Consider the following 22,228-nt stretch of genomic DNA (forward strand, 5'->3'; position numbering starts at 1 on the left):
TCTTTCCTTGAAGGGTTGCTGTGCTTTCGATATTAAGCAGGGACGAGGCTCAGGTATAATAGTGAATATTTAGATGCCCTATAGGTAAAATCTATATACGGAAGCAGTCTTGGTGCTTTTGGCTATAGCGTGTATATTGAGCTGGTGGATATTTAATGTTGTAAAGGATTACCTGAATATGCTGTTTCGTTCTCTACGATATTTTGTTGCCGTGTATGAAGAATTAAGCTTTAGTGCAGCTTCCAAGCGCTGCTTTGTTGCTCAACCTTCTATCTCTTCCGCTGTACAGCAGTTAGAAAACGATCTGGATTGCCAGTTATTTGTGCGCCATTCTAAAGGCGTTACGCCTACACCTGCGGGAGAAGCCTTATATCCTAAGGCATGCAATGTGCTATCAGATGTAACGGATATAAAGGGGTTGTTTAAAAAGGGGATAGAACGGGTGCCTTTAAGGCTGGCATTGAGCCCTTTTCTTGGCAGCGAACGAGTCTGTGAAATTGTTAAGACCTTAATGAATTCGGTTTCAGGGATTGAATTGACGTTGGTGGATATCGATGAGCCGTGTGATGCCCGAATTCTTTCTGTTTCACAGGCAACCGATGATGAGGTGTTTCAACGGTTATGGGTAGATCATTATGTGTTGGCTCTTCCTAAAGAACATCCTCTTACCGCCTTAAAAACGATTCCGATAGAAGCATTAAATAATGTCGCCTTTATCAGTCGTCAGCCTTGTGATATCAATGATTCATGGCGATTTGCAGTTCAGGAAAAAGGGTTGAAATTGAATATACGGGCAACCGTAAAAACCGAAGAGTATGCTCTCGATCTTGTTGCTGCAGGTCTTGGCGTTTCTGTAGCTCCATACCATTCCACGCAGAAGCGGGATGATATTGTTACCCGGAAAGTGTCAGATATCAATCTGGAGAGGGTGATCGGGTTCGTTTATCCTAAGAAACACGCATTATCAGCTGATATTTTAAGGGCGATTCATGCCGCCAGACAGCAATTAACAGAGTGATAGCATTTATATATAGCGCCTAAAGGAAAATAGTATTTCTTTCTTGTTTTCGGTCATCGTAATCTAGTCAAACAGAATGATGATTTAAGCAAGGAAGCCCACATGAAATTTGATTTTCAAGCGTCTTCAACTCCTATTCCGTCAGAAAATGTCATAGCGGCTTTACAGGATGCGAATATTCCTGATTTAGAAACAGCGTCTATCAGACGCCTTTCCGGACTTATTAATAAGATCGAGTCGTTGAGTGGCGAAAAATTTATTCGTATGGAAATGGGGGTGCCAGGCATTAGTGCGCCTAAAGTGGGTATTCAAGCTGAAATAGAGGCCCTTAAAAGTGGTGTTGCTTCCCATTATCCCCCTCTTACCGGTATTCCTTCCCTAAAAACAGAGATAGCCCGATTTGTAAAAAGTTTTTTGAATGTTGACGTAAATAGCGAGTATTGCTATCCAACCGTTGGTTCAGCACAGGGTGCCATGGCTACCTTTATGGTAGCGAATCGAATACGTCCCGAAGGTGCGACACTTTTCATTGATCCTGGTTTCCCTAATCAGAAAGCTCAGGTAACGGCTCTCGGTCAGTCTTGGGATAGTTTTGATGTTTACAACTACCGGGGCGAAGTATTAAGAAATATACTCGAAGAAAAACTATCAACAGGACAATATACAACGCTTCTATATTCTAACCCGAATAATCCGGCATGGATTTGTTTTAATGATAATGAATTAAAAATTATTGCAGAAGTCGCTGAAAACTATGATGTTATTATTGTTGAAGATTTAGCGTATTTGGGGATGGACTACCGCAGCGATTATTCGGTCCCCAATCAGGCTCCATTTCAACCGACAGTCGCTAAGTACGCGAAAGACTATATTTTATTAATTTCCAGTTCAAAAGTGTTTAGTTATGCGGGGCAAAGAATTGGTAGCTTGATCATTTCTGAGCACTTAGCACAACGAGAATTTGTGACACTTCAACCAACCCTTGGTTATTCCAGATTTGAGCATGCGATGGTATTTGGTGGATTTCATCCATTATCTTCAGGTGTGACACATTCTGTTCAGTATGGATTGGCTGCGATGATGAAAGCAGTAAATGATGGCGAGAATCCGTTCTTGAAAGATACACAGGTGTATCAGAAAAGGGCGGCTGAAATGAAACGTCTGTTTACCGAGCATGGTTTCTATATTGTTTATGATAAGGACATCGATAAACCGATTGGTGATGGATTTTATTTTACGTTTGCCTACCCGGGGCTGAGTTCTGGTGAATTACTGGAAACTCTGCTGTATTTTGGTATCAGTGCTATTTCTTTGATGAATACGGGGTCGGAGCGAAATGAAGGGCTTCGGGCTTGTGTGTCTCAGGTCCATGAGTCTCAATTCCCACTTTTAGAAGAAAGAATCAAAGCATTCTCTGCATTGATGGGGGAATGAAATAACTAAGTTTATAGACATATTCCTGAGTAGTAACCCCTTTACCGGAGCGGATGATGACGAGCTTTATATGGATGTTTTGCTACTTGGTTCTGAAAAGGCGAAGAAGTTTCTTGTAGTTAGCACCGGGGGCATGGCATTGATGGGTTTGTATGCTCTACGATACAACCCGGCATACTGAGTGAAAATGTTATCAATCATTTACCGGATGATACCCGTCGTGTCATTATCCATGCCGTCAATCCATATGGAATGGTTCATCTACTGTTCTAAGCCGGAAGTTCGTCAACCCATTGAAGTGCCTCTGCAAGACAGCTCATTATATCTTTGTTATCAATACTTAGGTGATTTTCCGTATGGTCTAATAATTGCCAGTCTGAGCATTCCACTGCTTTAGCCATATCGAGAATAAAGCTAAGTGTACCTTTGTGTTCTAGCAGTGCCTGAAAAATAGATTCATCAATAGCCATATTGTTGATAATAACCTGTAGTTCCATGTCAAGTAATCCATCTACCAGAGACAGCATTCCGCACAGATAAGCCATTTCAATTAAGTTTTTATCACCAATTAATCTTGTTAGATTATCCATGAATCTGGCACGTGTCAGCATATTTCGATATACGATATTAGGCTTCCCTGGTGCAAGAGCGGAAAGGGAAATGTAGTTTGCGTATTTTCTTATTCGATCATCGCCTAAATAAGCTAATGCTTGCTGAATATTCTTTATTGGATTGACAAGGCGGGAATCATTATTAACAAAATTTAACAGCTGTACCGACAAAGTTGGATTTCGGACAATCAGTTCATTAATTTTTGTTTTATCAAGAGGACTGGGTTTAGAAGTTAGATCACACAATCTGAACATATCTATAGATGATGAGCTGAGTTTGTGTGTTTTTATTATTTCCGGTTTCTGGTAAAAGAAGCCCTGAAAAAAATGGAAACCAATTGCTGCTGCTTTTTTAAATTCTTCATAAGTTTCTATTTTTTCACCAATAAACTGTATATGTGTTTTCGAAAAGTTGCGTATTATTTGCTGACATTGCTGTAGTGTTGTTTCTCTTATATCAAGTTTGATGTAGTCAACCAAGGGATAAAACCTTTTCCATTCTGTAGACGGTATAAAATCATCCAAGGCGAAGCGGTAACCTTTGCTTTTCAGCTTTGAAACGGCGTTGTAGAGTTCGTCCGATGGTTCACAGGTCTCCAAAATTTCAATAACAATGTCGGTGTGTGAAAAATCCAGTGGTACTAAATCAACAATGTCATTTTGAGTGAAATTAATAAATCCAATCTTGTTATTTAAATTACGCTTTTGAAAGGTTAATAGCTGCTCGGCTAATAACCGCTTCGTTACCTGGCTTTTTCGTGAGTGTTCAGGAAAAGCATTGTTCGTACTATCTCTGTAGAGCAGTTCGTATGCATATAATTTTCTGTCCCTATTAACGATTGGCTGCCTGGCAACAATAGAATTGTATATATCTGAGTCATTAGACAAATTCATAGTATAGTACTGAACCGTTGTTTTATTTTTCTATCTGGCATTTTGCTTACTCCATAAGGTGAGCTTTATTAAATAAACCGGATAGTCCACACCTGACCGATCAGCCGATATGTTTAGCAGAGACGGAAAATTCATCCAGTGTAGACGATATTCCTTTTGCCATATCACTCATATCAATCGCTATTTTTGAGCTGCTTATAATTTTCTGATTTGTGTTATCTAATAAATTGGTCAGAAAATCCTGAGCCTGTTTCAGATCATGGATGCTATTCGACTGTTGTTCAATTAAGGTGGCAATCTGATTTTGTTGTTCAACGGTTAAGGAAATCGATGTGCTAATGAGGTTGATATTTTTTTCCGTATCCTGACTGCACGTTTTACTGTTTTCGACTTCTTTGTAAAGTTGTTCTACGGAATCGACCGAAGTTTTCACACGTTCGGTTAACTCGTTAAGTAAGCCACTGATTTCTTCGGTAGAGTCATTCGTTTTACTGGCTAATACCCGTACTTCATCGGCAACAACCGCAAACCCTCTTCCCTGTTCGCCCGCTCTTGCTGCTTCGATTGCGGCATTAAGGGCGAGCAGGTTGGTTTGCTCCGCAATGGATTGGATCACATCGATGATGCTGTAGACCTTTTCTGCAACCGTGCTTAATTCTTGTATATTGTCGGAAACTTTCACCGATTCCTGAGAGGCCATTTCGACGGCTTTTAAATTCTCTTTAACGGAATCAAGACCCTGACTGGCACTATTCTGGCTTTGATTGGCTGACTCAAGAGTCTGGGTGACGACATCTGAAACCATATCAAAAGAGGCCACTAAACTGTCTGAAATATCGGAGATTTCGTCGTACTTATTTTTCTCTTCGGTATAACTGCTATTGACTTCCTGAGCAAGCGTTTCGACTCGTAAAGACAGGCCGGTAATATTTTCCGCACTTGTTTTTAGCCCTTTTACTACCGAAGAAAGGGCGTGCCTCATGGACTGAATGTTTTTTGCTAACAAGCCCAGCTCGCTTGCATTAATCATATTGTCAATTTGTTTACTGTCTTCCAGATCGCCTTTACTGGTTGCTTTGCTGACATCCACCAGTTTGTTGATTGGTTGCGTGATGCTCCGGCCTATCAGGAGGGATAGGGTGAAAACCAGAAAGATACCGGCAAGAGAGATGATAATAATGTCATAAATTAAACTTTGTACGTTTCCGTTTGCAAAGCGATTATAGCTGAGAACCGCTTTGTTCATCGTGACCAGAGTTTTTTGATTCTCAAGCATAAAGGCGTCCACTTCCGGTTCTGTTGGCGGCGTTTTAGAGTGAAGGAGTTCAAACGCCATGGATTTTTGTTTTTTCCATAACGCTTCTACGGCATTCAGTTGATTTAAGAACTGGCTATCCGAACTTTTAATCAGCACAATTGGGTTTTTCATTGTTAGGTCTGAAAATGTTCTGCCGCCGGATTTCAGGGCGTTTAATGAAATTTCGTACAGCTTTATCGTATTGTCATAATTTAATGATGAATGATTGGATTTATGACCTTCATAAACAGACAACATCACTTCACTGGCGAACTTTTTGGTTAACATGCGTTGTCGTCCAGCCACATTAATGACCGTGACGTCCTGCTTGTTATTATTCAACGTAATAATAATATCCGCAGCGATGAGGCTCATTGTAATTAAAACGGTTATGAGTATTGCAACAAGACGCTTTGTTACTGATAAATTAGAAAGTATATGATTCATCTTTAAGCCTTATTATATTTTCCAGCCAATTCCAACATTCAAAACTTAGGATAAAAATTGCTTATATACAATTAAATGAGTAATGATTGTTATCAAAAAGGGAAATAAAGGCTCATTCATGCGCTTCTAAGCGGTATATTGCCGTGACGCATTTACCTTTATTTGAGTAGTGAACCGATTCACATAACCGGGTGACCAACGCAATACCTTGCCCATATAATAATGGGTCTGGACTTATTGAAGAAGACATAAAGTTTTCATAATCGAATCCTTCGCCATTGTGCTCAACGGTAAGTACGATTTTTTTGTCCCCGGGTTGATAATCAACTTCCAGATTAATCCAATAGTGATTACTCAGTTTTTTTATCTGTTCTTCACGTAATTTGTAAAACGTATAGAATCCATCCTCTTGCTCTTTGATAGACGAGTCTAAATTTAACAAACCGTGCTCGATTGCATTGGCAAACAGCTCGGATAGAACAGAGCATATAAAATCAAGATGGATTCCTTTTATTAATCCGGATAATAAGTTCCGAACTTCATTCATTACTGTTATATTTTTTAGTACGTCGGCAGAAAAAACTTGTGTATATGAACAAGGTACCTGATTGTCCGTATTTATATCGGCTTCGTATTGATGGTTACATTTATTGGTCACCGGAAACGCCATCGTTAAGATAGATAAGTCATCGTTCATCCGCTTGTCGGAATGTTGGGAAACCGCATCATACAATGCGGTAATGGATGCGTTATTGTTACTAATTGACTGTTCCAGACGTTGACGCCCATAGGGTGTGTTACAGGAATCCGTCGCCTCTATAACTCCATCGGTATAACAAAGGATTTTCTGGCCGGGCTGCAATGTCAAATGGATGAGATCCGATTCGAATTCATGTGGCTTTAAAACCCCTAACGGCATATGAGTTGAGATAAGCTTGTCCACAATACTGCCGTCCGGGTCGATGATATACCCATCCGGTAAGCCGCCTCCCCACCAACATAATTCCGTGCCATTTGGTCTTATCTCAAAAATACTTGCTGCGAGCATCATGCCGACAGGAAGAAAACTCGACATGACGTTGTTTAGTTCGGTGACAACGTCTCCGAGAGCAATGCCCTTTGTCGCCATGGTAAAAAAGGCCCGATAGGCCGGAATGGTTAAAATGGCCGCAGGAAGTCCATGTCCGGTGGCATCGGCGATTAAAACATAAATACTGCCATGAGGCCCCTTGGCCGCAACAATCAGATCACCATTAAATAAGGTTGAGGGAGTGGAGACGTATTCAATTCCGGAAATGCAGCCAAAATAGGCGTTCATATCTTCTTTCAGGTTATTAAAGATGGATTCTGCTATGGCATGCTCGTAGCGGATATGGTCATGAAACTGTCTGAGTTCATCTCGTTGGGCTTTGACTTCATTATGCATTTTTACAATTCGGTGGTGTGCGAAGACTTTGGCTTTGATGACACTGCTGTCAAAGGGCTTTAGGATAAAGTCGTCACCGAATGTTAAACATTTTTCGAATGATGCGTGATCGTCTAAACTGGTCAAAAATATAATAGGGATGTGATAGTCAGGGAAGGTATTCCTTATTTCTACGGCGGTTGTGAACCCATCTTTTTTGGGCATTAACACATCAAGTAAAATGATATCCGGTATCGATGTCATCTTTTCAATAGTATTTATGACATCGTCACCATCAGAGCAAATACTGATTTCGTCAGCGATTTTACTCAGAATAATGCGGCCAAGTTCCCGGTTACTGGCTGAATCATCCACAAGCATAATATGCATTGTTTCTTCTCCTGCTAGTCGATATTAAATTTTTTATCGAAACGCGATATAGCCAGTATTTTCTGAACTTGAGGTAGAACGTTAATAATGCGGATCATGTCCTCTTGAGAGGACAAATAATTTTGCATATTCAGAAGCATTCCCAACCCTGCGCTATCTATGTAATCCACTTTTCTAAAATCAAGAACAAAACGATATCCTTTCATTTCGGTGTAACATTGCCGAAACTCTTCTACCAGACGAAAGTTGAATGAACCATTAATTTCTATTGTGACGCATTTTGATTGTTGATCTATTTGCCTTTTAACTGAGGACATACCGGCTCCTTGTTATTTCGATGTTGTTGGTTCAGATGAGCAGAACAGCATATTTTATAAAAAACGGGTTGTGATTTTCTTATGTTCAGAATGGTAAGTTTCTGAATCGGATTATTATTAGAGTGTAGAAAGAAATCCGGGTAACACAAATCAGACATGTCCCGCCGATGTAAATGCCTATAGATGACCAACCGTGATTGGAGAATTAAATCATGACGATGATTCGTGTTTGGCATAGTTCAGATGGCTTTCAGATTCGTATCGCATAATTAAATCCGTGAGTAGTTTGACCAGTGTTTCGCCTCTTTCGTCGCTTCTGATGTCTTTGGGCGCCGACAATATGCCTTCCAGTCCCGGGAGGATCTCTTTGCTGATCCCGGCCAAAGCCATAGACCATTGGGAAAAGCAGCGTTGGCGGATATGTTTGTTGTCGATTACTGCGACATTTTTGTGTCTGAAATCATTTTGTATGGATTCAAAAATTTTCTCGACTGCCGATTCCGGCCCTTCAAGTACCTGAATAAAATAACCACCGCTGAATAAAAGAGCTCCCGTTACATCCAGTCCGGCATTTTTTATTTTTGATGTTTTGATAATATTATTGATTTCCTGAACTGTATTCTCTTGATCACCAGGAATGTCGCAGGTACTGAAATAACTGATGGTATAAAGAGGTTCAGACATATTGTGTCACTCCTTTATCGGTTAGGTAGTATTGCAGATCGCTAAATGACAAAGGACAGGAATAGTAAAACCCTTGTAGAGTGTGGCTGCCTATCGAAGCAAGATATGCGGCCTGTTCTTTTGTTTCTACCCCTTCAATCGTGCTTTTAATGTTTAATGCTTTACATAATGCGACGAACGCCTGAATCATTTCTTTGTCCCGTTGAGATGATTTCGTGTCTTCCAGAAAAAGCGATGAAACAAAGGTCTTATCGAGTTTTGCCGACTCAAGAGGTAAGCTTCTCATCACGGTCATTGAGGAAAAACCGGTGCCAAAATCATCAAGTGCAAGAGAGACACCTTGATGGAGTAATCGGTTTATTTCTGATTCACTGGTTCTCAGAATCGCATTCTCTGTGATTTCCAGTTTCAGTAAATCCGGAGGAAGTGAGGAGTCGGCTAAGGCATTTTCTAACTGCTGGATAAAAAAAGTCATATTCTCAAGTTGTTTGGGAGAGACATTTACACTGAGAGATATCGATTCCTGACCGCAGATGTTCCGAATTATCTGGATATCTTTACAGGCTTTTTTCAGTACCCAGGCGCCTAATAAATCAATGATTCCGATTTTTTCTGCAATAGGTATAAAGACTTCCGGGCTTACGCTGCCTCTTTTCGGGTGCATCCAGCGAATCAACGCCTCCACACCTTCTACATTACCGGATTCACAAGAGACCTGAGGTTGATAATAAACCTGAAACTCATTGGATGAGAGAGCCCGGATAAGTTCAACTTTTTCTATTACAACCGAGTATCGAAGGTCATTTTCTAACAGGTGAATGGATTCGGCTTTAAACAGCATTTCTTGTTTGTAAACGCTAATTTTTTCTTTTGTTTCGGCGACTAAATGTAATGCAATATCGGCTGCCCGAACCAGCTCATAGGCACTGGCTGCGTGTTCAATCGAGTGCGCGATGCCTATCGAGCAATCCAGTGCAACGACATTACCACCAACTGACAACGGTCTTTGGACAAGTTCTATGATTTTCTCTGCAGTTGAGGCTACTTTACTATCCGTGGGTAAAACAATGGCGAACCCATCACCACCCATGCGCCCGACAATTGCGTCTTTCGGTGAGGCTTTTGCAATACGCCTGGCAATTGAAGCAATAATTTTGTCACCAATAAGGGGGCCAACACCGTCATTCACTTGCTTAAAACGGTGAATTTCGATAAGCAAAAGAGTGATGCTTGAATTTTTTTCTTTGTGGAGAAAATCTTCCGTTTTTTTTAATACAGCTTCACGCCGGTAAAGACCGGTGGTGATATCACGCTCTTTAATTAATAATGCCATAGCCTAATGAACCATTATTCGACTTTACTGCTAAAAAATGAAGATAACACTCAATACAAAACAAATACGTCTTTTTTAAGAGTAATATTAGTTTTTCATAATGCAAATGAGCACATTTAAAATTAAATGTGAAAATTAGATTGTTACGAAAATATTTATAAAAAGGTATATATTACAGTTGGTTTTATAAATGCATATGTCAATATTAAATAGCAAGATTCATAATATAGTATGAATATCAACAACCTATAGTAAATAAGAATAATTACAAATAATAAATTGACTATTATCATTTTTATTCTAGCCTAAAAGATGGGTATGATTAATAACTGTATGGTTATTAAAGAGATTAAAATGAATAAACGGATTTGCAGTGATTATGAGTTAAAGCAAAGGATCTTTTCTCATGAAGTGAAACAGTATCTGACCTCAGGTAAGCGTTCCGTTTATCAGAGTAAAATCCCTGCGCTGTTTAGTTCTGATATTATCATTAAATTTAATATTATTACCGATGCCTTCTATGACATTATTGTTGATGTTTCTTCATTGGATAAAGACGAGTTTAAAGTCTATTTAGAGCGATTTACGGAAGTAGTTACTGGATTGGTGAATCTGGAACATGATATATGTTATACGGATCATCTGACCGGTATTTTTAATTTTAATTATCTTAAATCATTGGAAAATGAATTAGATGGAAAAGAATTTAATTTGTTTTTCTTTGACCTGGATAATATGAAATTTTTGAATGATAAATTTGGTCATGAATATGGTAACGAAGTGATTGTGCAATTTTCTAAGGCATTGAAACAGTGCTTCCGATTAACGGATTTAGTTTTTCGTTATGGTGGTGATGAGTTTATTGTCATTGTATTTCGTGATGATATCGAAATCGATGAGGTAATAAAGCGAATCTATCAGCAGAAAGAAGTAGGCAAATATCATATCTCGTTTAGCGTCGGAAAACATAAAAATATGAGTTCGAGCCTTTTTGAGACCATAGAACAGGCGGATAAACGCATGTATGAGAGAAAAAGAATGAAGAAAGATAAGGGAGTTAAAAATGAAGTATAAGTATTTATTATATTCCAGTGTTTCAGAAATAGACAAAATTAATGTCTATGACATATTAAAAGTTGCCCGGGAAGAAAATAAAAAGTTTGGTATTACCGGTTTTTTGATATGCCATCTGGGTGGTTTTTATCAATTGATTGAAGGAAAGGAGTCAAACATCAATCAGCTTTACCATAATATTTCGACGGATGAGCGTCATTCTGATGTGAACATGATTATCGTAGGAGAACGTGAGGAACGTTTCTTCCCCGATTGGCAGATGGGGTATGTACGCATAGAAGAAGATATTTTTTCCCAGTGGAATAATATAAAAGATAAAGACTTAGTACTGAATGAATTCATTAGTACTGCACAATCCAGTCTTCAGTTTTAGTCCGGTTTAGAGGTTATGTGTATTACGAGCTATTTATAAATGAAGTTGAATTTACATCTTTCTGATAATCAATGAAATGCGTAAGTGGTCATTTTACTGACACATCTCTATTCCATAATCATTCCATAAAAATATAGCTGTTATCGCTTTTACCCCGGTGCTGTATGGCAGTGTTGTATTATTAGTCTGAAATACAAGAGAAAAATTATGCTAATGGAAGCGGAAAATATTTATCTGCGTTCACTGGATGTGAATGATGCTGAACTATTTTATGTATGGTCATGTGATCGGGACGTGACTCGGTACAGTTTGTCTTCCTATGCTTATCCTCAATCCAAAACGGACATGTCGTCCTGGTTATCCGGTATTAATTCCGAACGTAGCAATGTTTATTTTGGCATTTGTTGTAAAGAAGATGATCAGCTCATCGGCTATGCCGGGATTTCTTCAATAAGCACTTTGAATCGTAGTGGTGAGTTTTTTATTCTCATTGGTAATAAGGCATGTTGGGGACAGGGCATCGGTACATTGGTGACGAAGTTAGTGACCCATTACGCGATAAAGACCTTAGGGTTACACCGGGTTCAGCTAACGGCTTACACCCGGAATACAGCGGCAATGAACGCATACCGTAAAGCTGGCTATCAGCATGAAGGGGTGATGCGTCAGGCCGGGTTTCGTGATGGTCAGTTTGTCGATAAAGTTATTATGTCGGTTCTGTCTACTGAGTGGACGGGGTTTTAACCCCTGCTTTTCCTCAACGTAATACTTTCCCTTCTTTTTCATCAGGCTTTATTTGTTTTTTATGCTCCTGCCTGTCTGTGAAACCGGTAAAACAGAGGGGTTTTAAGTTAATTAAATGTGAATCTTCCACCTATATATGTTCTGTATTTCCTTCTGATTAATGCATTTTATTCCTTTTAAAACAAGCTATTAAACTTATCTAGACAAGTTGATGTGATTTCTTGTGACGGTTTTTCCTGAACAAATTTGTCACAAAAGTGACATGTTATCACGTCAAAGTGAGTGACAGGTTTCCGGTGATAATCTCAGGAGTGATGCATTCGGGAATAAGAATCAAAAGCACTGGTTACTGCCTGTTAACTTGTCTAGATAAGTTAACAAGACAATATTCCAGATGGTTAAGGACGGGAAGGAAATGCCAGTTTATTTAGACATTGCCGAGATACTGGAAAAAGAAGTGAAGAAAGACCTGAAACCGGGTGATTACTTACCGCCGGAATCCAGACTTGCCGAACGGTTTTCTGTCAACCGGCATACATTGCGCCGGGCAGTAGATGAACTGGTCAATACCGGTCTGATTCAGCGCCATCAGGGGAAAGGTAACATGGTGACGCATCCACCCGGTGATTACCGGCTTTTTTCCGGCGCTCATTTTACGGGAAACCTGATGAAGCAGGGAGAAAAACCGATAAGCCGGGTTCTGTCGTCACGATTAATTACCGTTTCTCCAAAGGTTGCCGGTTATCTGAATGTTGAATCCGGTCAGAAAGTGATCCATATCCGAACATTACGACAAATCGGCCTGAAGCCCAGATCAGTTATTGACCATTATCTTTCCTGTGAGGCGTGGTGGCCGATTATGAAAAATTACCGGGAAGGTTCTTTACATCTGTTTATCCGGCGAGGGTTTGACATCGATCTTGAGCGAAAAGAGACCCGGATTGGGGCCCGCAGTCCGACGAATGAAGAGTGTCGTTTACTGAATATTACCCCGGATATTCCACTGCTTAAGGTAAAAACACGAAATGTTATTAAAGGTACGGATGTGGTTGCGGAATTTTCCAGTTCTCTGACCCGGGCTGATATCACTGAATTTGTAATGGAGCACTAACTCAATGACTGAATTAGAAGAAAGGCAACACTGGATGGCCGTGTTGGCAAAAAGTTCGTTTGCCGAATTGAAACGGTACTGGCAGACGCTTGAACTTGAGCCTGAGTACACGTTGGTAAGACGGCCTGAGATTGGTCTGGTTCAGATACCGGGAAGGATGGGAGGAACCGGCCGCGCTTTTAATATGGGAGATGTCACGGTTACCCGGAGTGTTGTACGGCTGGCTTCCGGAGAGCTTGGATACAGCTATTTACTTGGGCGGAATAAATCTCACGCGGAGCTGGCTGCGGTAATTGATGCATTGTTACAGAAGGTGTCCTACCGCGATGTCATACAGTCCGGGTTGATTAAGCCCTTAGCTGAGATAAAGAGTCAGCGTGATCATCAGAGAGCCAGTGAAGTTGCTTCAAGTAAAGTGGATTTTTTCACAATGGTTCGTGGGGACGCGTAGCGACAATGGACACGGATAGAAACGGTAAAGGTTAAAAGAATTTTATGAATATGATTTCTCAGGCATTTCAGGATGAAGTCCATGATAGCCAGCAGTGTTTCCGGCGGCTGTTAAAGGCCATGTCCGAGCCGGGAACCATCGTCACTCTGGATCGTTGTGATGGTTTTGGGGCCTTAATGCCAGCGACGACTCAGGTACTGCTGACCATGGCGGATGCCATGACATCGCTGTGGTTTTCTTCTCAATTGCAATCGGATTCTGATATATCGGATAACATTCGTTTTCATTGTTCAGCACCGGTGGTGATGTCGCAGCAGGAAGCTGATTTTGCTGTCTTTAGTTCCCGGGATCAGAGTGAATATGACTGGCTTTCGCCGCAGTTTGATATTGGGGATGAAGCGTATCCTGACCGGTCGGCTACCGTGATCGTTGAAGTGGAAAGTTTTTACGAAGGAAGTGAGCTTACTCTGACCGGCCCCGGAATACGGCAGGAACGGGTTGTTTGCTTAGGGGGGCTTTCCGAATCGTTGTTTTCCTATCTGGAACAACGTCAGGAAAGGGTGGCGTTTCCTCTTGGCGTGGATTTCATTTTTACATCAGGTCGACAGGTTATGTGTTTTCCCCGGACAACAAAAGTGGAGGTAGCACTATGTACGTTGCCGTAAAAGGAGGCGAAAAAGCCATTCGTCAGGCTCATCAGCTTCAGGCGATAAAACGCCGTGGTGATACGCAGTATGCCGAGCTGAGCGTAGCGCAGATCCGGGAACAGTTATCGGGATCTGTGGATCGGGTGATGACTGAGGGTGGAGTCTATGACAAAGATCTGGCGGCGCTTGCGATTAAACAGGCGGCCGGTGATTTGGTTGAAGCCATTTTCTTGCTGAGAGCCTACCGGACGACATTGCCCCGGGTGAGTACTGCATTGCCGGTGGATACCGGATCGATGCGCATCGAACGCCGTATTTCAGCGATTTACAAAGAGTTACCGGGAGGGCAGGTTCTTGGGCCGACTTATGATTATACACACCGGTTGCTGGATTTTAGCCTGCTTGCCGAAGGCGAAACGCCGGATGATCCGGAAGGTGAAATGGTTGATCTGGATGAATGCCCTCAGGTTTTGGAGATTCTGGAAAACCTCGACCTTATGGTTTCAGAGAAAGACAACGGACAGCGCCCTGAAGACATCACCATGAATCCGGTTCATTATCCATGTGACCGGAGTGCCCGTTTGCAGAATCTGGTACGGGGAGATGAAGGATTTTTGCTGGCACTTGGGTATTCAACTCAGCGTGGATTTGGCGGCAACCATCCATTTGCCGGTGAAATTCGTTCCGGGTTTGTTACTTTGTCGCTGGTTCCGGAGGAACTGGGTTTTTCCATCGATATCGGGGAGATTGAACTCACGGAATGTCAGATGGTGAACGGTTTTATAGAGGATGACGAGAAAAAGGCCCGGCTGACCCGCGGCTACGGTTTAACCTTTGGTGCGACAGAGCGCAAAGCCATGTCGATGGCGCTGGTGGACCGGGCATTGCAGGCGGCTGAATACGACGAAGCCATTAATGGTCCGGCCCGGGATGAAGAATTTGTTTTATCTCATTCCGATAATGTTGAAGCCGCAGGTTTTGTTTCTCATCTTAAATTACCTCATTACGTCGATTTTCAGTCCGAACTGGAACTGCTGCGCCGGATGCGCCGGGAGCAGAAAAATGAGCAAGAAAAGGAGAAAGAAGGATGAATCTGTTTCGCTCTGAACCGCAAACGTCAGCAGGAACCGAAGGCTACAATTACGGTTATCTGGATGAACAGACAAAACGAATGATTCGCCGGGCGTTGTTAAAAGCGGTGGCAATTCCCGGATATCAGGTCCCTTTTGCCAGCCGCGAAATGCCGATGCCTTATGGCTGGGGAACCGGAGGTGTACAAATTACAGCGGCTATCATCGGGCTGGACGATACCCTGAAAGTCATTGATCAGGGGGCCGATGATACGACCAATGCAGTTTCTATCCGAGCCTTTTTCCGTTCCGTAGCCGGGATGGAAACGACAGAAGAAACGGCGAAGGCGAGCATTATTCAGACCCGACACCGTATTCCGGAAGTGCCGCTGAAAGAAGACCAGATTTTGGTTTATCAGGTGCCGATTCCGGAGCCATTACGCTTTATTGAGCCCCGGGAAACTGAAACCCGCAAAATGCATGCGTTGCAGGAATATGGCGTTATGCACGTTAAACTCTATGAAGATATTGCCCGGTTTGGTCGTATTTCAACAGCTTATGCTTACCCGGTCAGAGTTAACGGGGTTTATATGATGGATCCGTCACCGATTCCGAAATTCGATAATCCAAAGATGAATAATATGCCGGCACTGCAACTCTTTGGCGCAGGGCGGGAAAAGCGCATTTATGCGGTGCCACCTTACACCAAAGTTCAGAGCCTGGACTTTGAAGATCACCCGTTTGAGATTCAGAAATGGGATGAACCGTGTGCGATTTGTGGATCAACAGACACTTATCTGGATGAAGTGGTTTTGGACGACAAAGGTACACATATGTTTGTGTGTTCAGATACCGATTATTGCAGACAGCAGCAGGAGAAAACGGATGAGTGATTTGGCGATGTCAGGTGAAAATAATCTGCAATGTTCCTTACGTCCTCTGTTATCGGTGCGTAATCTGACAAAACTGTATGCAGAACAAAAAGGGTTTCAGAACGTGTCTTTTGACCTTTATCCGGGAGAAGTTCTTGGCATTGTCGGGGAATCCGGTTCCGGTAAAACAACCCTGTTGGAAGCTTTGTCCGGGCGTTGTTGTCCGGATAAGGGAGAGGTTCTGTATCTTAACAATGAAAATGGGATTGATGATCTGTACCGGATGGCGGAAAGCCAGAGGCGAAGGTTGCAACGTACGGAGTGGGGAATTGTGCACCAGAAGCCGATGGACGGACTGCGTGCCAGGGTATCAGCCGGGGGGAATATTGGTGAGCGTTTAATGGCGGTCGGAGCCCGGAATTATTCGGCTATCCGGGATACGGCCTCCGGGTGGCTTAGCGAGGTTGAAATCGGTTATGACCGGATTGACGATATGCCAACGACTTTTTCCGGGGGGATGCAACAGAGATTGCAGATAGCCAGGAATCTGGTGACCCATCCCAGACTGATTTTTATGGATGAACCCACCGGTGGACTGGATGTATCGGTTCAGGCCAGATTGCTGGATTTGCTCCGTCATCTGGTCACCGATCTTAACCTTGCGGTTGTGATTGTCACTCATGATCTTGCTGTTGCCCGTTTACTTGCTCACCGGCTGATTGTGATGCGCCGCAGCGAAATTGTTGAGAGCGGGTTAACAGATCAGGTATTGGATGACCCGCAGCATCCCTACACCCAGTTGTTGGTTTCCTCGGTATTACAAAGTTAAGGATGACAGTCATGAAAACCCTATTAAAAGTGAGCGGTGTCAGCAAAACATTTATTCTTCATAACCAGAATGGCATGACGTTACCGGTGCTGTCCGGTGAGCAGTTTTCTGTTGAGCTGGGGGAATGTGTCGTACTGAACGGTCAGTCCGGTTCAGGCAAGTCAACGTTACTCAGAGCTCTGTATGCCAACTACAAGATCGATTCCGGTAGCATTGAAGTTAAGCATCTGGAACGATGGGTTGATTTAGCCTCAGCATCTGATAGAGAGATCATTGATGTCAGACGTCATACTGTTGGTTGGGTCAGTCAGTTCCTGAGAACCATTCCCCGGATCAGTGCACTGGAAGTGGTGATGCAGCCATTGTTGGAAAGAGGAGGAAACCCTCAGGAAGCCGAAGCAAAAGCAAAGCAGCTTCTGACCCGGCTGAATGTACCGGAAAGTCTTTGGGATCTTGCTCCGGCAACGTTTTCCGGTGGCGAGCAGCAGCGGGTCAATATTGCCCGGGGATTTATTGTCGATTACCCGGTTCTGTTGCTTGATGAACCGACTGCATCACTGGATGCAACCAACAGTGCTGTTGTGGTCAGTCTGGTGAACGAAGCAAAAGCGCGCGGAACGGCCATTATCGGTATTTTCCATGATGAAGCCATTCGTAAAGAGGTCGCAGATCGTCTTTACAATGTGGTACAGAAAGACCATAACACGTCTCAAAAGGCTCCTGGACCAGCCAGCATCAGGATATGTGATTCTGCTGATCCAGTGATAGTGACCAATGTGAATTTGGTGTTGGAAGACGAAGTCGTCCGGGGATCACTGGAATTGCGTGACGGTAAGATCGCTGCAATGTCTGACTCTGTCAGCCTTCTCCCCGGAGCGGTCGATGGTGATAATGGTTTTCTGGTGCCCGGGTTGATTGAGATGCACACCGATAATCTTGAGCAGTATTTTACGCCCAGACCGAAAGTGAAATGGCCGCCTTTTTCTGCAATGAGTGCTCACGATACACAGTTGATTGGTTCTGGTATTACCACCGTACTGGATGCAGTGGCTTTGGGGGACTTTCGTGACGGAAGCCGCCGGTCTAATCTGGATACCTTTATTAATACGGTATTAGAAAGCCAGAAAAGAGGCGTCACACGTACCGAACACCGTTTGCATCTTCGCTGTGAAGTGCCTAATGAAAGCACACTGAGCTTTTTTGAGCGTTACGTCAATTTGCCGCTGGTTCAGTTGGTTTCAGTGATGGATCATGCACCGGGACAACGTCAGTTTGTTGATCTTGAAAAGTACCGTACTTACTATCAGGGTAAATACAATATGACCGATGAAGAGATGCGGATTTATGAACAGTCGCAGATCGAACAGTCGGAGCGTTGGTCGGATCACAACCGGCGTGAAATATGCCGTCAGTGTCGGAATCTGAATATTCCGATGGCAAGCCATGATGATGCAACGACAGAGCATGTTTTAGAGTCCAAAGCATTTGGTATGGTAATTGCGGAATTTCCGACGACAGAGGAAGCGGCACAAAAGTCTCACGAAGTCGGGCTAAATGTGGTGATGGGGGCGCCCAACGTGGTCCGTGGCGGATCGCATTCCGGGAATATTGCTGCTCATAAACTGGCGTCTTTAGGGGTTCTGGATATTCTCTCTTCGGATTACTTTCCTGCCAGCCTTCTTGATTCGGTTTTTATTCTGGCAGAGGATGAACGAAACAGTTTGGATGTTGCTCAGTCAGTACAACTGGCAACTCGGAATCCGGCAAGGGCTTTGGGACTCAATGACCGGGGTGTCATTGCTGAAGGGAAAAGAGCCGATTTGGTTCTGACTCACAGGGCTGATCAACATCAACTGGTATCAGGCGTGTGGCGGGAAGGTAAAAAGGTATTCTGAATTATGTCTTCGTACGATGACCATTCTCAGAAAAAAACGGGCCGGATCTACTTCATTGTCGGCCCTTCCGGTTCGGGTAAGGACTCGCTTATCAGCGCATTTCGTGAACGGTTTTCCGGGGAACTTGTGGTGGCTCACCGCTATATTACCCGGCCGTATGATGCCGGAGGTGAGAATCACATTACTCTGAGTGACAAGGAGTTTTCAGTGCGTGATTCGCATAATTTATTTGCCATGAGCTGGCAGGCAAACGGGCTGAACTACGGTATTGGTCAGGAGGTGATTCATTGGATGAACAACGGGCTCTGTGTTCTGGTGAACGGCTCGCGTGCGTATATGAGCATTGCCAGAAGCCGGTTTGGTGAGCGTTTGATCCCGGTTGTTGTTCAGGTCAGCTCTGAGATACTGGAGTCTCGTTTGGTTGCCCGTGGCAGAGAAGACAGGAATGCCATTGCCAACCGTCTTAAGAGAGCGGAAGAATACCGGCTGGGGGAAGACATGGCGCAGTATTGTATTGATAACAGCGGTACGATTGAAGAAAGCGTTGAGCAGTTTATCCGGCTTAGACAGAGTCAGGAACAACGTCGGCATATTTGATGGGAACTCACATGAAACTGACTTTTCTCGGGACGGGCAATAGTGCCATGATTCCTGTTTATGGCTGTGACTGTACGGCCTGTCTGGAGGCGCAGAAAAATCATAAGCTGAGACGGGAAAAGTCTTCCGCTTTCCTTGAACATAACGGAAAAATTTTATTACTGGATGCGAATGCGCCAGATCTGATGCAGCGCTTCCCTCCCGGTTCTATTGACCGGATTCTGCTGACCCACTATCACATGGACCATGTGCAAAGTTTGTTTGATTTAAGATGGGGAATTTCAGAACCGATACGAGTGATTTCTCCGGATGACCCTCAGGGGTGTGATGATTTGTATAAGCATCCCGGTATTCTGGATTTTTCCACCCGGGCAGAGCCGTTTCAAACGTTTGACTGGTATGGTATCACCATTACGCCATTGCCACTGAATCACTCCAGATTGAGCCTCGGCTATGGTTTCGAATATGAAGGCAAGCGATTGGCCTACCTGACGGATACGGTGGGTTTGCCTGAACAGACTATGCAATGGCTGAAAAACTTTCCGGTCGACTGGCTTATCATTGACTGCAACTATCCGCCTGAAACTGGTGGTAAAAAGAGAACAAAGAAAAACCATAATGACTTTGGAGATATTCTGGATATTGACCGCGAATGTCAGCCTGGAAACATTGGGATGACGCATCTGAGCCACGACATGGTATGTTGGGCTGAAGCGAATTCTCAGGTTTTGAGTAAGCGGCTGAGGTTAATGATAGATGGTGATGTATTATTCTTTTGTGAATGAGTGGAATCCACGGTCCCGGGTATTATGAACAGTGCCTGAACCTGAAAGAGCAATATGTGTCTGTTGTCTGGGAGTAGGTTAGTCAGGCTGAGTCATGAATTCAAATCAACCTGACTGATGATTTTTAAGACTGAGTCTAATGAGGAGATTTAGAAGTTTCAGACTGATAAAGCGGTACTTCTTCACCAATGATGTACTTCTTACGCAGTATTTCTGACATTTTATCAAGTATAAGAACCAAAACGACCAGTATCAGGGTAATAAACATGACAACATCCCAGTTCCAGAGACGCATATTTTCAGCGTAAACCAGACCGATCCCCCCAGCACCGACAAAACCGAGTACCGCCGCTGAGCGGGTATTGGATTCTATCTGGTATAGTGTCAGAGCCAGAAACTGTGGAAATGACTGGGTAAAGATACCGAACCGGTGCTTCTGTAAGCCGTTTGCTCCGATTGCACTTAATCCGCGGCTCGGCCGTTTTTCGACCGCATCGTGGCTTTCTGCATAGAGTTTGCCGAGCAGACCGGTATCCTGAACAAAGATAGCCATCACACCCGCCAGTGGTCCCATGCCGACGGCCCGGATAAATATCAGACCCCAGATTGCCATATCGATCCCTCTCATAATGTCAAACAACCGGCGTACGACGATAGCCAGCAGGTTTAAAACCGGTGTGGACATGACACGTCTGGATGCGAGGAAAGATAACGGCAGTGCCAGCAGGGTAGCTGTCAGCGTACCGGCAAAGACAATGCCGAGAGTGATAAGTATCTGTTTGAAATAATAGCCGAAAGGCCACTGACTGACATTTTTCCAGACAAACATCCGCAGGAAATAATCGCCAAGTTTGTCTAGCCCGCCGATCAGTCTATCCAAAGTCATCCCATTGTATTTAAAGAATAAAATATAATAAAGTAGTATCGCGCTGCTAATGACAATAAGTGAAATAATATGGTGCCTTCTGCTGGCATAAATAGCAGAATATTTGGCGTTGTGAGTAAGGGGCGTTTCCGGTAATGATTGTGCTGAAGTTGTACCCGGATTGATATTAGACTGATTAAGCATGATTTGCTCCTTCCAGTAAATAGTGGCGCAGTTTTCCGGAAAAATAATCCAGGACAGAAATAACGATAATAATTTGCAGAAGAACGATGCTGACCTGATCGAAATGATCTAACTTAATTGAAGTCATCAGTTCCTGACCAATACCCCCGGCACCGACCAGTCCCAGAATTGTTGACTGGCGGAAATTGATTTCCAGTCTCATAAAAGTATAAGACAGAAAGGTGGGTGCAACCTGAGGCCATAATCCGTAGCGCATCCTTTCTATCCGGGATGCACCGAGAGCCCGTAGCCCCCTTACCGGTTTGTCTGAGGTAACTTCAACACTTTCGTAAAACAGTTTAGTCTGAGACCCGAAACTGTGAAGAAACAAAGCAAAAAACCCCGGTATCGGTCCAATGCCGAATGCCATAACAAACATGACAGCCCAGGCCAGTTCCGGCATCGTGCGACAGAATGCGGCAATGCTTCTCAAGGAGTAACGGAAAACAGGATGGGTCAGAGTATTACCTGCAGCCGGGAAAGCAGCAAGGGCAGCAATAAAGCTGGACAAAAGCGTTGCTGCGATGGCGACCGCAATGGTTTGACCCAATAGAGGTAACTGAATGTGGAGACGGTATCCCCAGTAAGCCAGTGATCCTTTTGTATGTCCGTTAGCCAGAAGCTGTGGCCAGTGTAGAACTGGCATTATTTCATCAATATAGTCAAACAGATGAGGGAAACCTTGCCAAACGACAGACCAACTGAATTCAGAAACGTAACCGGAATAAAGATACACGATTAAAATACCACCAGACCACAGCAGGCTTTCCCGTTTTTGTCGTTGACGGACGTTCTGATAATACTCGGCAAATGATTGTGACATGGGTTTCCCTTTTTAGTTT

Annotated in this window: 23 protein-coding genes and 1 pseudogene; 16 read left to right on the forward strand and 8 right to left on the reverse strand. The window is 43.3% G+C overall.

Translation table 11 applies throughout. The features are described 5' to 3' along the window. Window positions 1-178 precede the first annotated feature (178 nt). The 3 genes from LRQ06_RS15565 to LRQ06_RS21240 all read left to right on the forward strand — a co-directional run bounded on the left by LRQ06_RS15565 (window position 179) and on the right by LRQ06_RS21240 (window position 2,725). Entirely contained in the window at window positions 179-1,018 is an 840-nt protein-coding gene (locus LRQ06_RS15565; protein WP_232767971.1) for a LysR family transcriptional regulator, read from the forward strand. Window positions 1,019-1,120: 102 nt separating this feature from the next. Then, window positions 1,121-2,452, forward strand: a complete 1,332-nt coding sequence (locus LRQ06_RS15570) for an aminotransferase class I/II-fold pyridoxal phosphate-dependent enzyme (RefSeq protein WP_232767972.1) — start codon at window positions 1,121-1,123, stop codon at window positions 2,450-2,452. 138 nt (window positions 2,453-2,590) lie between these two features. Next, window positions 2,591-2,725 carry a DUF2817 domain-containing protein gene (locus tag LRQ06_RS21240; protein ID WP_373054857.1) on the forward strand — a complete coding sequence of 45 codons (135 nt, stop codon included), beginning with the start codon at window positions 2,591-2,593 and terminating at the stop codon, window positions 2,723-2,725. On the opposite strand, the gene LRQ06_RS15575 is transcribed toward LRQ06_RS21240, so the two are convergent. The 6 genes from LRQ06_RS15575 to LRQ06_RS15600 all read right to left on the reverse strand — a co-directional run bounded on the left by LRQ06_RS15575 (window position 2,722) and on the right by LRQ06_RS15600 (window position 9,830). Further along, on the reverse strand, window positions 2,722-3,957 hold the full coding sequence (locus LRQ06_RS15575) for an EAL and HDOD domain-containing protein (protein ID WP_232767973.1): 1,236 nt from the start codon (window positions 3,955-3,957) through the stop codon (window positions 2,722-2,724). The two genes, LRQ06_RS21240 and LRQ06_RS15575, sit on opposite strands and share 4 nt — an antisense overlap. A gap of 100 nt (window positions 3,958-4,057) precedes the next feature. Further along, the gene (locus tag LRQ06_RS15580) at window positions 4,058-5,701 is read right to left on the reverse strand and encodes a methyl-accepting chemotaxis protein (RefSeq protein ID WP_232767974.1); all 1,644 of its coding nucleotides are present in this window, start codon (window positions 5,699-5,701) and stop codon (window positions 4,058-4,060) included. Window positions 5,702-5,813: 112 nt separating this feature from the next. Continuing rightward, window positions 5,814-7,496, reverse strand: coding sequence for an ATP-binding SpoIIE family protein phosphatase (locus tag LRQ06_RS15585; protein WP_232767975.1), 1,683 nt, complete (start codon window positions 7,494-7,496; stop codon window positions 5,814-5,816). A 14-nt stretch (window positions 7,497-7,510) separates the two neighbouring features. After that, the gene (locus LRQ06_RS15590; protein ID WP_232767976.1) at window positions 7,511-7,813 is read right to left on the reverse strand and encodes an STAS domain-containing protein; all 303 of its coding nucleotides are present in this window, start codon (window positions 7,811-7,813) and stop codon (window positions 7,511-7,513) included. Window positions 7,814-8,023: 210 nt separating this feature from the next. Continuing rightward, the gene (locus LRQ06_RS15595) at window positions 8,024-8,497 is read right to left on the reverse strand and encodes a BLUF domain-containing protein (RefSeq protein ID WP_232767977.1); all 474 of its coding nucleotides are present in this window, start codon (window positions 8,495-8,497) and stop codon (window positions 8,024-8,026) included. Further along, window positions 8,490-9,830, reverse strand: a complete 1,341-nt coding sequence (locus LRQ06_RS15600; RefSeq protein WP_232767978.1) for a putative bifunctional diguanylate cyclase/phosphodiesterase — start codon at window positions 9,828-9,830, stop codon at window positions 8,490-8,492. The genes LRQ06_RS15595 and LRQ06_RS15600 overlap by 8 nt, the downstream gene beginning before the upstream one ends. Before the next feature lie 354 nt (window positions 9,831-10,184). Between LRQ06_RS15600 and LRQ06_RS15605 the strand changes: the two genes are divergently transcribed. The 13 genes and pseudogenes from LRQ06_RS15605 (at window position 10,185) to phnP (ending at window position 20,278) form a co-directional block, all read left to right on the forward strand. Next, window positions 10,185-10,904 (forward strand): GGDEF domain-containing protein, encoded by a 720-nt coding sequence (locus tag LRQ06_RS15605; protein ID WP_232767979.1) that lies wholly within the window; start codon window positions 10,185-10,187, stop codon window positions 10,902-10,904. After that, complete coding sequence (locus LRQ06_RS15610) at window positions 10,894-11,277, forward strand: BLUF domain-containing protein (protein ID WP_232767980.1); 384 nt, start codon at window positions 10,894-10,896, stop codon at window positions 11,275-11,277. The genes LRQ06_RS15605 and LRQ06_RS15610 overlap by 11 nt, the downstream gene beginning before the upstream one ends. A gap of 207 nt (window positions 11,278-11,484) precedes the next feature. Continuing rightward, window positions 11,485-12,021, forward strand: coding sequence for a GNAT family N-acetyltransferase (locus LRQ06_RS15615; protein ID WP_232767981.1), 537 nt, complete (start codon window positions 11,485-11,487; stop codon window positions 12,019-12,021). 415 nt (window positions 12,022-12,436) lie between these two features. Further along, complete coding sequence (phnF, locus tag LRQ06_RS15620) at window positions 12,437-13,132, forward strand: phosphonate metabolism transcriptional regulator PhnF (RefSeq protein WP_232767982.1); 696 nt, start codon at window positions 12,437-12,439, stop codon at window positions 13,130-13,132. 4 nt (window positions 13,133-13,136) lie between these two features. Further along, window positions 13,137-13,583 carry a phosphonate C-P lyase system protein PhnG gene (gene phnG / locus LRQ06_RS15625; protein WP_232767983.1) on the forward strand — a complete coding sequence of 149 codons (447 nt, stop codon included), beginning with the start codon at window positions 13,137-13,139 and terminating at the stop codon, window positions 13,581-13,583. A gap of 44 nt (window positions 13,584-13,627) precedes the next feature. After that, window positions 13,628-14,248, forward strand: coding sequence for a phosphonate C-P lyase system protein PhnH (gene phnH / locus LRQ06_RS15630; RefSeq protein WP_232767984.1), 621 nt, complete (start codon window positions 13,628-13,630; stop codon window positions 14,246-14,248). Further along, window positions 14,233-15,321, forward strand: a complete 1,089-nt coding sequence (locus tag LRQ06_RS15635) for a carbon-phosphorus lyase complex subunit (protein ID WP_232767985.1) — start codon at window positions 14,233-14,235, stop codon at window positions 15,319-15,321. Before phnH ends, LRQ06_RS15635 begins: the two co-directional genes overlap by 16 nt. Beyond that, complete coding sequence (locus LRQ06_RS15640; protein WP_232767986.1) at window positions 15,318-16,193, forward strand: alpha-D-ribose 1-methylphosphonate 5-phosphate C-P-lyase PhnJ; 876 nt, start codon at window positions 15,318-15,320, stop codon at window positions 16,191-16,193. Before LRQ06_RS15635 ends, LRQ06_RS15640 begins: the two co-directional genes overlap by 4 nt. Beyond that, window positions 16,186-17,001, forward strand: a complete 816-nt coding sequence (phnK, locus tag LRQ06_RS15645; RefSeq protein WP_232767987.1) for a phosphonate C-P lyase system protein PhnK — start codon at window positions 16,186-16,188, stop codon at window positions 16,999-17,001. The genes LRQ06_RS15640 and phnK overlap by 8 nt, the downstream gene beginning before the upstream one ends. An 11-nt stretch (window positions 17,002-17,012) precedes the next feature. Next, window positions 17,013-17,699, forward strand: a pseudogene (gene phnL / locus LRQ06_RS15650) (phosphonate C-P lyase system protein PhnL); the annotation flags it as partial. A gap of 63 nt (window positions 17,700-17,762) precedes the next feature. Beyond that, window positions 17,763-18,896, forward strand: a complete 1,134-nt coding sequence (phnM, locus tag LRQ06_RS15655; protein ID WP_232768994.1) for an alpha-D-ribose 1-methylphosphonate 5-triphosphate diphosphatase — start codon at window positions 17,763-17,765, stop codon at window positions 18,894-18,896. A 3-nt stretch (window positions 18,897-18,899) separates the two neighbouring features. Further along, window positions 18,900-19,493, forward strand: coding sequence for a ribose 1,5-bisphosphokinase (gene phnN / locus LRQ06_RS15660; protein ID WP_232767988.1), 594 nt, complete (start codon window positions 18,900-18,902; stop codon window positions 19,491-19,493). 11 nt (window positions 19,494-19,504) lie between these two features. After that, the gene (gene phnP / locus LRQ06_RS15665) at window positions 19,505-20,278 is read left to right on the forward strand and encodes a phosphonate metabolism protein PhnP (protein ID WP_232767989.1); all 774 of its coding nucleotides are present in this window, start codon (window positions 19,505-19,507) and stop codon (window positions 20,276-20,278) included. 136 nt (window positions 20,279-20,414) lie between these two features. On the opposite strand, the gene phnE (LRQ06_RS15670) is transcribed toward phnP, so the two are convergent. Both phnE (LRQ06_RS15670) and phnE (LRQ06_RS15675) read right to left on the reverse strand, forming a co-directional pair. Then, window positions 20,415-21,347, reverse strand: coding sequence for a phosphonate ABC transporter, permease protein PhnE (gene phnE, locus LRQ06_RS15670; RefSeq protein ID WP_232767990.1), 933 nt, complete (start codon window positions 21,345-21,347; stop codon window positions 20,415-20,417). Beyond that, on the reverse strand, window positions 21,340-22,209 hold the full coding sequence (phnE, locus tag LRQ06_RS15675) for a phosphonate ABC transporter, permease protein PhnE (RefSeq protein WP_232767991.1): 870 nt from the start codon (window positions 22,207-22,209) through the stop codon (window positions 21,340-21,342). Before phnE (LRQ06_RS15675) ends, phnE (LRQ06_RS15670) begins: the two co-directional genes overlap by 8 nt. Window positions 22,210-22,228 lie beyond the last annotated feature (19 nt).

It is taken from the genome of Vibrio salinus (assembly GCF_021272385.1).
GTDB classification, from domain to species: Bacteria; Pseudomonadota; Gammaproteobacteria; order Enterobacterales; family Vibrionaceae; genus Vibrio; species Vibrio salinus.